At 60.5% G+C, this 8941-nt stretch carries 3 protein-coding genes; all 3 read left to right on the plus strand.

The features are described 5' to 3' along the window. The first annotated feature begins 1088 nt into the window (after nt 1-1088). The 3 genes from ACH45E_RS38055 to ACH45E_RS38065 all read left to right on the plus strand — a co-directional run bounded on the left by ACH45E_RS38055 (nt 1089) and on the right by ACH45E_RS38065 (nt 8673). The gene (locus ACH45E_RS38055; RefSeq protein WP_361450249.1) at nt 1089-3185 is read left to right on the plus strand and encodes a site-specific DNA-methyltransferase; all 2097 of its coding nucleotides are present in this window, start codon (nt 1089-1091) and stop codon (nt 3183-3185) included. Next, entirely contained in the window at nt 3185-5737 is a 2553-nt protein-coding gene (locus ACH45E_RS38060) for a DEAD/DEAH box helicase family protein (protein ID WP_361450252.1), read from the plus strand. Before ACH45E_RS38055 ends, ACH45E_RS38060 begins: the two co-directional genes overlap by 1 nt. Before the next feature lie 734 nt (nt 5738-6471). Next, entirely contained in the window at nt 6472-8673 is a 2202-nt protein-coding gene (locus ACH45E_RS38065; RefSeq protein WP_361450255.1) for a hypothetical protein, read from the plus strand. The last annotated feature ends 268 nt before the right edge of the window (nt 8674-8941 follow it).

The raw sequence follows: 8941 nt of genomic DNA on the forward strand, positions 1-8941 counted from the left end.
GTACTTGCTGTTGTTCCGTGCGCCGTGGCTGTTCCAGGAGGTGTGGATGTACTCCACCACTGAGAGTTACTACGACGGCAAGGGGTACCGAAGGCAACCCGGGGACGGGTACTACGACTATGAGGGACTTCTTAGGCGGCCCGGAGAAGCCTTTCGTGACTCGGTAGGGATGCTCAGGCAGCCTGGGAAGGACCCCTTCTGCGACAGTACGGGCCTTCGTCGGCATCCTGGAGAGGATTTCTACGATGGCGAAGGCTTACGAAGGCGGCCATAGGAGCACAGCCCCGGGCCTCGCCGTCCGGGCCCCTCGATCCAGCGCTCCGCGCGCCTGACACATAAGCAAAGACCCCGTACTCAGCGTTTCCGCTGTTCACGGGGTCTCTAGGCACCTCATGCAAGGTGCCCCCGGCAGGATTCGAACCTGCGCACACGGCTCCGGAGGGCCCTGCCGTGTTTCTTATATTCGCAGGTCAAGGGTTCCCTAGGGCCTTCTGCAAGATTCCCCGTCCACAAATGGTCCACGGCAGGCCAGACGGTTGAGGGCGGGTGCTGTCCCAGGTTGTTGAGAGGCCGCACTGCCCCTTCGGGGGCAGATCTTCCAAACGGGCGAGCAGCCTGGCAGCCGCAGCGGATGCAGCATCCGCCCGCGGCTAGGTGACGTGTCCGAGCGTACGCGCATCTTCGTGCGAGGCGCTGAAGCGCGCCGGCCTGAGCCAACTTCGCGGTATCAGCACTGCGGGGGCCTCTCCCACGCCTCTCGGTAGGCGGTGCGCCTCTTGCGAGCATTGCCCGCCGCGTTCAGCGTGGGACGAGTCTTGCCGACGGCCACTTGATACTCGCCGACCCCGACCCGCTCGCAACCGGCCACAAGTCCCTCGCCAACGACCTCTCGAAGGACGCCGATGAGCATCAGAGACCACCTGGTGACGTCCAACCGTCCTGCCAGGAAGCGGAGTCGCAGCGATGCGAGCAGGCGGGTCACTCGGATCGACAGAACGGAGATCTTCGAGAGGACGTGATGATTCCTGTGTACCCAGCACGATCTTTGCGCCAGGATGAGATCACGACTCGATCCCCAAGGACTGTGCATGGCCTCATACTTGACGTCCCGTCATCGCGGACGACTCGAACTCACCTGGACGAACAAGGACAAGACTCTCCTGTCCACGGGTGACGGTAGGTACGACTACTCATTCGTCGACTCCTCGGACTACCGCGTCTCCGAGGTTCGGTTACTCCACGAGGTCGGTCGGTTCACGGCCGCCACGCCCCAGGAGCGGCCGGCGGAGCTGCCGGAACCGACTGAAGACAACCTCCTCGTCACCGGCGACGCTATGCACGTCCTCGATGCCCTGGCAAAGATCCCGGCTTACGCCGACCGGTATCTCGGCAAGGTGAAGCTGGTCTACATTGATCCGCCGTTCAACACCGGGCAGGCGTTCCCGCACTACGAAGACAGCATCGCGCATTCGATCTGGCTCACCCTGCTCCGAGACCGCATCCGTCAGATAAGGCCACTGCTCGCCGAGGACGGCTCTGTGTGGGTCCATCTGGATCACACGGAGTCCCACCGTTGCCGCGTGGTCCTGGACGAAGAGCTGGGCGAGCACAATTTCGTCGCGGAAGTCGCCTGGCAGAAGGCTGACTCGCCCAAGAACGACACCAAGCGGCTCTCGACGTCGCAGGACACCATCCTCGTGTACCGCAAGAGCGAGTCCTGGACCCCTAACCGCATGCCGAGGCTTGCCGTCTCAAACACGTCCCGCTACAAGTCCCGGGACGGGGACCCGATCCCGTGGCGCGACGACAACGCAACGGCAAGCGGCGCTGCTACGCACCAGTCGATGGTCTACGCGATTGAGCACCCGGTCACCGGGAAGAGGATTTATCCGCGGGAAGGCCGCCACTGGGCTAAGGCACAGTCATGGATGCTCGAACAGCTGTCGCAGTACGCACCGTATGAACTTCGCGACATCGGTGACGAGGTAGAGCGGGCCCGGAGATGCGGCATCACAGCGGACGAGGTAAGGCCCGGGGTCCCCGCGATCATGCTTTCTATACCGCTCGACGAGGCTGCCGCGCAGGCCCGGGCGCGGTACGACGCCGGTCACTGGCCGGACCTTGTCATGCTCGGCCTTGGGGAGCAGATCCAGCGCAAGAAGCACCTTGAGGATAGAGGTCGCGTACCGGAAACCCTGTGGCTGGGCAGCGAGGTCGGCGGCAATATGCGTGGGAAGAACGAGGTTAGGGCTCTCTTCCCGGACGAGCACCCGTTCGCCACCCCCAAGCCTGAGCAGCTAATCGCTCGCATTGTTCATATCGGGTCGCTCCCAGGCGACATCGTTCTCGACTGCTTCGGTGGATCCGGCACGACAGCGGCCGTTGCACACAAGATGGGACGCCGTTGGGTGACCTGTGAGCTGGTCTCCGCAAACGTGAGCCGATTCCTGCGCCCTCGCCTGACGAAGGTAGTCAAGGGAGAGGATCCCGGAGGCGTCACCAGCATCACCGAGCGAATAGCCGCGGTCGCCGGTGACGACGAAGACGATATGGAGTTGCCCGAGGGGGTCTCTCCGGAGAACGCGCAGGAGTTCAACCGGGTGCTCAGCAAAGTGGTCAAGGCGAACTCAGCCAACCTCGATGAGAAGACCATCAAGGCGTTGAAGGCCGCTACCAAGACCAGAAACGCCACGACCCTGAACTGGCACGGAGGCGGCGGCTTCACGCACCTGCGCGTCGGGGAGTCCATGTTCGAGGAGGTTGCCGGCATCGTGGTGCTCGCCGACTGGGCAACCCAGGGGGCGCTCGCCGAAGCGATGTGCGCTCAACTGTCCGTTTCTTACGAGCCCGACGACATCTTCGCTGGGCGCCAGGGCCGCACCCGCTATCTCGTGATCGATGGGATGGTCGGGAAAGGGACCATCGCGTCCGTTCTTGACCGACTGCCCGAGGGTGAGGTCGTCGAGATCTGGGCCACCCAGATCGACAGCGAGGCAGCCGAGACACTGAGGACTGGCCGACCCGGCTCCAAGCTTGAGCTGATCCCAGACAAGGTCCTGGACAACTACCGCCGTACGTCAGCTTCGAAAGCCTCGTTCGGGGCCGGCTATACCGTACCGCCACCTCGTACAACGACGGAGACAAGCGATTCCGTTCCCGCTGGGGTGAAGAGGGAGAGTGTCTGATGGGGGAATTGCGATTCCAGGCCGATCTCCTCGACGAGGTAGCACACCGTCTCGACCTGCGTGAACCCAATCGCAAGGCCGTCGAGTCGGTAATCCTCCGCGCCTCCGATCATTACGACATCCAAGAGAGATCCGACCCATTCGAATGCATCGTCGACTCGGCGACTGGTGTCGGAAAGACCTATGTGATGGCCGGGCTCATGGAATACTTGGCAGGCGCCGAGAGTCCGGCACGGAACTTCCTGTTGCTGGCGCCCGGCCGCACTATCCGCGACAAGTCGGTACAAAACTTCACCCCTGGAAACCGCAAGTCACTGCGGCCCGTGATGCGCTCGACCCCGTATGTCGTAACCGCCGACAATTTCAACGCGCCGGCCACCAGGGTGGCCATGGACGACGCGAGTGTCACAAAGCTGTACATCTTAACCGTTCAAGCGCTGACTACGTCCACAGGCGAGGGGCGCGCCACCCATGTTCACTCCGAGAACCTAGGCGCCTCGTTCTTCGAGCGTCTCGCTCGTCTTGAGGACCTGGTGATCCTTGCCGATGAGCATCACTGCTACCGCGGACCGGCATTCTCTCGAACCCTCACCGACCTTAAGCCGCAACTCGTTGTCGGTTTGACCGCCACACCCGTCAGGGCCGACGAAAACTTGGTCGCATTTAGGTACCCCCTTGCTGCAGCCATCGCGGACGAATTGGTGAAGACCCCGGTGATGGTCGCGCGTCGTGACGACCGCACAGACACGGAGACCAAACTCCTCGACGGCGTCAACCTTTTGCGGTACAAGGGCGCAGCAGCCGACGCGTACTGCACCGAGCACGGATTGCCGCGAGTCAACCCGGTCATGCTGGTCATTGCCGGGTCTATCGAGGAAGCGAAGGAGTACCAAGACGTTCTTGACTCCAGCTCCTTCGACGGTGGCGCCTGGGTCGGTACGACCTTGCTCGTGCATTCGAAGCTGAAAGGCGATGAAAAGGAGAAAGCCCTCGCAGACCTGCAGGCGGTGGAGGAACCCGACTCGGCCGTGCGGATCATCATCAGCATAGGGATGCTTAAGGAGGGCTGGGATGTCAAGAACGTTTACGTCATCGCATCTATGCGCGCCTCCGTCTCGACAGTACTCACTGAGCAGACCCTTGGCCGCGGCATGCGGCTCCCCTTCGGTCGCTATACGCATGTGGAGTTCCTCGACACCCTCGAGGTCCTAGCCCATGAGAAGTACGGCGATCTGCTGAAGAAGCGCAGTGTCCTCAACGAGGCGTTCATCGACTACGGCACCTACGCGCACCTGCGGCGAGCGGCCGACGGAAGCTTGGAGGTCCGCCAGACGGCCATCCCCGCGCCGAGTCCGATCATCCCGGCCACACGACCTTCCACGACGGCCCAGACCGCAGATGTTGCTACAAGCGAGGGGTTCTTGCTGTCGCCAGAGCCAGGCGATCTCAAACAAACCACAGCATCGACAGACGCAGTTCCCCTCGTCGAGATCGTTGACCAGGAGAACCGGGCACGCCAGGCGAGGAAGGAAGCGCAGTCGGACACGATCATCGAATATCCGCCGTTGCCGGACCGGGAGCCGATCGTGATCCCGCGACTCCTGTCCGTACCCCATCCGACAATTGTGAGCCTGAACGACATCGATCCGGAGGATTACGGGCCGTTCCAGCGCCTCGGACGAGCTCTGATCACCGAGCACTCCGAGGAGCTGCGGCGCACTAAACTGTCTGCGAGCCACAACTGGCAAAAGGCCCAGGTTCGCGCGGAGACTGCCCGAGACTCCATAAAGGCCGCTCTCCCTCTGGACATCCCGCTCTCGGAAACCCGCAAAGCGCTGATTCGCCGCGTCATGTCGGCCAAGGACGTGCCGAACCGTAAGAACGAACTTGGGGCCGCAGAGCGGATCGTTGACTGCGTCATCGAGGCCATGGGCGACGGGGCCCAGGAGTGCCTGTCAGCGTTTGTCGAGGTGTGCGGACAGCGACTCGCCCGGCAGATCAGCAAGACGCTCCGGGAATTCAACCCTACCCAGATCATGTATACAGACGATGTCGAATGGTTGGCAATCGACAAGATCCGCAAAGCGCAGCGGAAACAGGAAGCTGGACACGCAGACGGCACGTTCGACAAGGCCCTGGCGTTTAACGGATGGCAGAAGAATCTATACAGCCACGCCTGGTTCGACAGCACTCCGGAGTTCCAGGCGGCCGGTCTGATCGACAGCAGCAGCTCTGTCATCGTTTGGGCGCGCCTGCACAACAACGATGTGCCGATTCAGTGGACTACGGACGGCAGGAACTACAATCCGGACTTCGTCGTTATCGAGGAGATCGACGGCAAACGCTTCGGGTGGCTCGTGGAGACGAAGAGCGATAAGGACATGTCGACTGCGGAAGTCCAGGCCAAACGGCGCGCAGCGAAGAAATGGGCCAATACAGCCAACTCATCACCACAAGTCCAAGGGGTCACCTGGAAGTACCTTCTCGCCGGTGAGCAAGACGTCGAGGACGCGGCTGGACTGTGGGGGCGACTGAAAGAGTTTTGCGGCTAAGGCCAGACTGCCCGCCGCAGAGAGGCCGCCGTCCGTGCTCTGGTGAGCTGGCCGATCACGACCTGTTCCACGACGACCGCCAGGTCGTTGTACGGCTGCGCTCCCAGTTCCCATCAAGCCTGCCCGTCGACCCACATGCTGTGGAGTGGGCCCGGTCTCTGACACGTAGACAGAATGCCGCACCGTACGAACGATTCGGACGCCAGGAAGGTCGGCACTCACGAACGGCGCGCCCAGTCCCACTCGGAGCCTGGGCGCGCTCTCGTAGAAAGCCTATTGGGATCCTTTGATCGGCACAGCAGACCAACAGCGCCTCCAAGACGGCCCGGAGGGGTACTCGTGCGCGGGGCTGGCCGACCACGGGCCTCGATGCTGGCGCACCTGGAGGTGCCAGTCCCGCCATTCGCTGGCACTGCCCGTCCGCTTTGGGGTGGCGTAGCAGACTTCGCTTCGCCTCGCCGCTTGTCTCTCCTGTTCACGGCCCGTAAACCCCTGGAACATGAGGCCGCTAGCACCACGGACTAACTGGCCGTCAGCTGGGAGGGAGTGCACCGGTCACTCGGATGCACGCGGGCGCTTGCCGATGCTCGGTTGCGCCGCCCTCGTGGGAGTTCCCTACGCTGATGTGCGTTCGCGTCGCGTGACGGCCGAGCGGTGACCCTCTCGGCACAACGGCCATCATTTTTCTCGCGCAGAGCGAGACAGATGACGAGGTGCGCAGCTAGCCTCTGCGCATGAGTAGGCAGCGACTGCGGCTAGCACTGAAGACCCTTGATGCCGGCGACTGGCGTGTATTTGAGGAATTTGCAGCCGATTTTCTAGCAGTTGAATATCCCAGCCTAAGAACAATGGCTGCCACCCAAGGAGACAAGGGGCGGGACGGGCAACTCTTCATCCCGGACGAACAGCCCACTGATATGGTGCAGTACTCGGTCACTCAAGACTGGAAGTCAAAGATCAATCAAACGCTGAAACGACTGGCGGAGAACTTTCAGGATGTCAGAAGACTGATCTACGCGACAAATCAAGAGATCGGCCCAGCCGCGGACGACCTAGTGGGCACTACCATTAGAGAAAAGGGTGTGGTTGTCGACATTAGAGACGCTAACTGGTTTCTGGAACGAAGAGAAACGAGTCCACAGAGGGCGAGCGCCAGCGAAGACTTGTGCGTACGAATTGTGGATCCGTTGCTGCGAAAGGAAAAAATTTCTTCGCAAGTAGGTCTAGCGCTTAACGAACAGGAGGCGCGACTTGGGCTCCTGCACCTCTCACTGCAGAACCAAGACGAGGCCAGCGAAAAGGGGCTTACTCGCGAATCCTTTGAATCATTGACTCTCTCAGCATTGCATGACACCTCGCCCGAAAATTTGCTGTCACGCAAGCAAGTGCACGATCGGGTCTCTTCCTTTCTCCCGGCCGGCCATGCGCAACAGGTGGATGGCCAGGTTGACGGGGCACTCCTTCGGCTTTCCGGGAAAAAAGGAAGAGTGAAGCACCATAAAACCGAGGATTTGTTCTGCCTCGCGCACGATGAGCGCAAACGTCTTCGAGAGAGGACCGCAGAATTTGTGCAGGGTGAGCGGTGTTTGGAGGAGCAACTGATCGAGGCCGCTGAGTTCTACGGCGGAGAGATCGTCAGTAACAAAAAGGCCGGGGCAGCCTCTGAGCTTCGCGCCAGCCTGGAATGGCTTCTGCTGAAAAGAGGAGAAGCTTTTGCCGAGGCCGTGCGGACAGGCGAGATGAGCCACGCTGATCGGGAGGGAGTGGAGCAGATACTACGAGACGAACCGGTCAGGAAGCATCATAAACTCCGAACACAAGTTGTGGCTGATGTCCTTGCGCATGTCTTGGACGCTCCTACGGAAGAGGTCCGGACACATCTGCGTAGGTTGGCCGACGGCTACACCCTATTTTCATTCCTTCGGCAAACCCCCGACGTGCAGAAGGTAGTTATAAATCTCTTCTCAGAAGGTGATTTCTGGATCGACACGTCAGTGATTCTGCCGCTTATTGCAGAGACGCTGATCGAAGATCCGTCACAGCGGCACTATACGACTATCTTCAAGGCGGCGGCTGACGCTGGAATCCGACTATTCGTTACGGATGGCATTGTCGAAGAAGTGGAGCGTCATCTAAACAGATGCCTTCAATTTAGTCGCACAGAGGTGCGTTTGTGGAACGGTTCGGTACCGTTCCTCTACGCCGCATACGCCCTGAGTGGGCGTGCGCGCTCCGGATTTTTTGAGTGGATCGAGAACTTCCGTGGAACAGTGCGTCCGGTGGAGGATGTGCTTCTTTATCTAGAGGAAGAGCTCTCCATCAAGAACAGAAACCTCACTGAAGAGGCAGGGTCAGCGCCGATTGAGCTGAGGGCTGCAGTGCAAGAAGTCTGGAATGAGGCACACGAAAGGCGGCGTAAGCAGACACAGGCAAGTCCCGAATGGGACCCTGCCATAAAGCAGCGGCTTGTCGCCCACGACGTGGAAAACACGGTCGGCATCATTGAACTGCGCAATCGTGGCGCTTCTTCTCCTATGGGGGATAAGTATTGGTTGGTGACCCTGGATAAAGTCGCTTTCCGTCTGAAGTGGGAGCTTTCGAGTAGGCTCGAAAATGCACCAGCCTCTCCAGTGCTCAGTCCCGACTTTCTTTCTCAGTTTCTGAGGTTGGGGCCGTTGCGTACCAATATCGAGCGTGAAGAGCGTATCAATTTGCCATTGCTTGTTGACGTTTCGAAGTATGACTATCTCCCTAAGAGTCTTGTGGAACTTGCCGACAGTCTGAGGGAACAGTTGGCCGGCAGGAGTGAGCGACTCATCCGGCGTGGCATCAGGGATTCCCTAGATAAGATGCGCACAGAGGAGGGGGTTGAAGCAGCCGGCGGTTTGAAGGCGGCCGAGGAAAGAATCATGACGATTCTGCGACAAGAGTCCTGAACAGCGGTGAGCTTACTGAGTAGGTCGGCGGAGCGGCTTTGGGCTGGAGCTGCTTTGGCGCGAGTGATCATGGCCCCGTAAGCTTCCGGCGCGTCGGGCAGTCCGTGGTCCTGCCCGGTAAAGCACGACGTTGGGGCCATGATCTTCGAGGCTCGCGCCAAAGTGGCTGCCTAAGAGGTCATCTCATTTGGCCGAGTCGTTATGCTGTGGGCCGTGGTGGGGATTGTTGAGCGGCTGGTGCCAGACGAGTTGTGGGAGCTGTTCCAGC

The sequence above is a fragment of the Streptomyces sp. NPDC020299 genome (assembly GCF_044387825.1).
Taxonomy (GTDB): Bacteria; Actinomycetota; Actinomycetes; order Streptomycetales; family Streptomycetaceae; genus Streptomyces.

What these genes read in the sequence shown, in the direction of transcription:
- ACH45E_RS38060 (WP_361450252.1), top strand. Translation starts at nt 3,185, where the DNA reads ATGGGGGAATTGCGATTCCAGGCCGATCTCCTCGACGAGGTAGCACAC.
- ACH45E_RS38065 (WP_361450255.1), top strand. Translation starts at nt 6,472, where the DNA reads ATGAGTAGGCAGCGACTGCGGCTAGCACTGAAGACCCTTGATGCCGGC.
- ACH45E_RS38055 (WP_361450249.1), top strand. Translation starts at nt 1,089, where the DNA reads ATGGCCTCATACTTGACGTCCCGTCATCGCGGACGACTCGAACTCACC.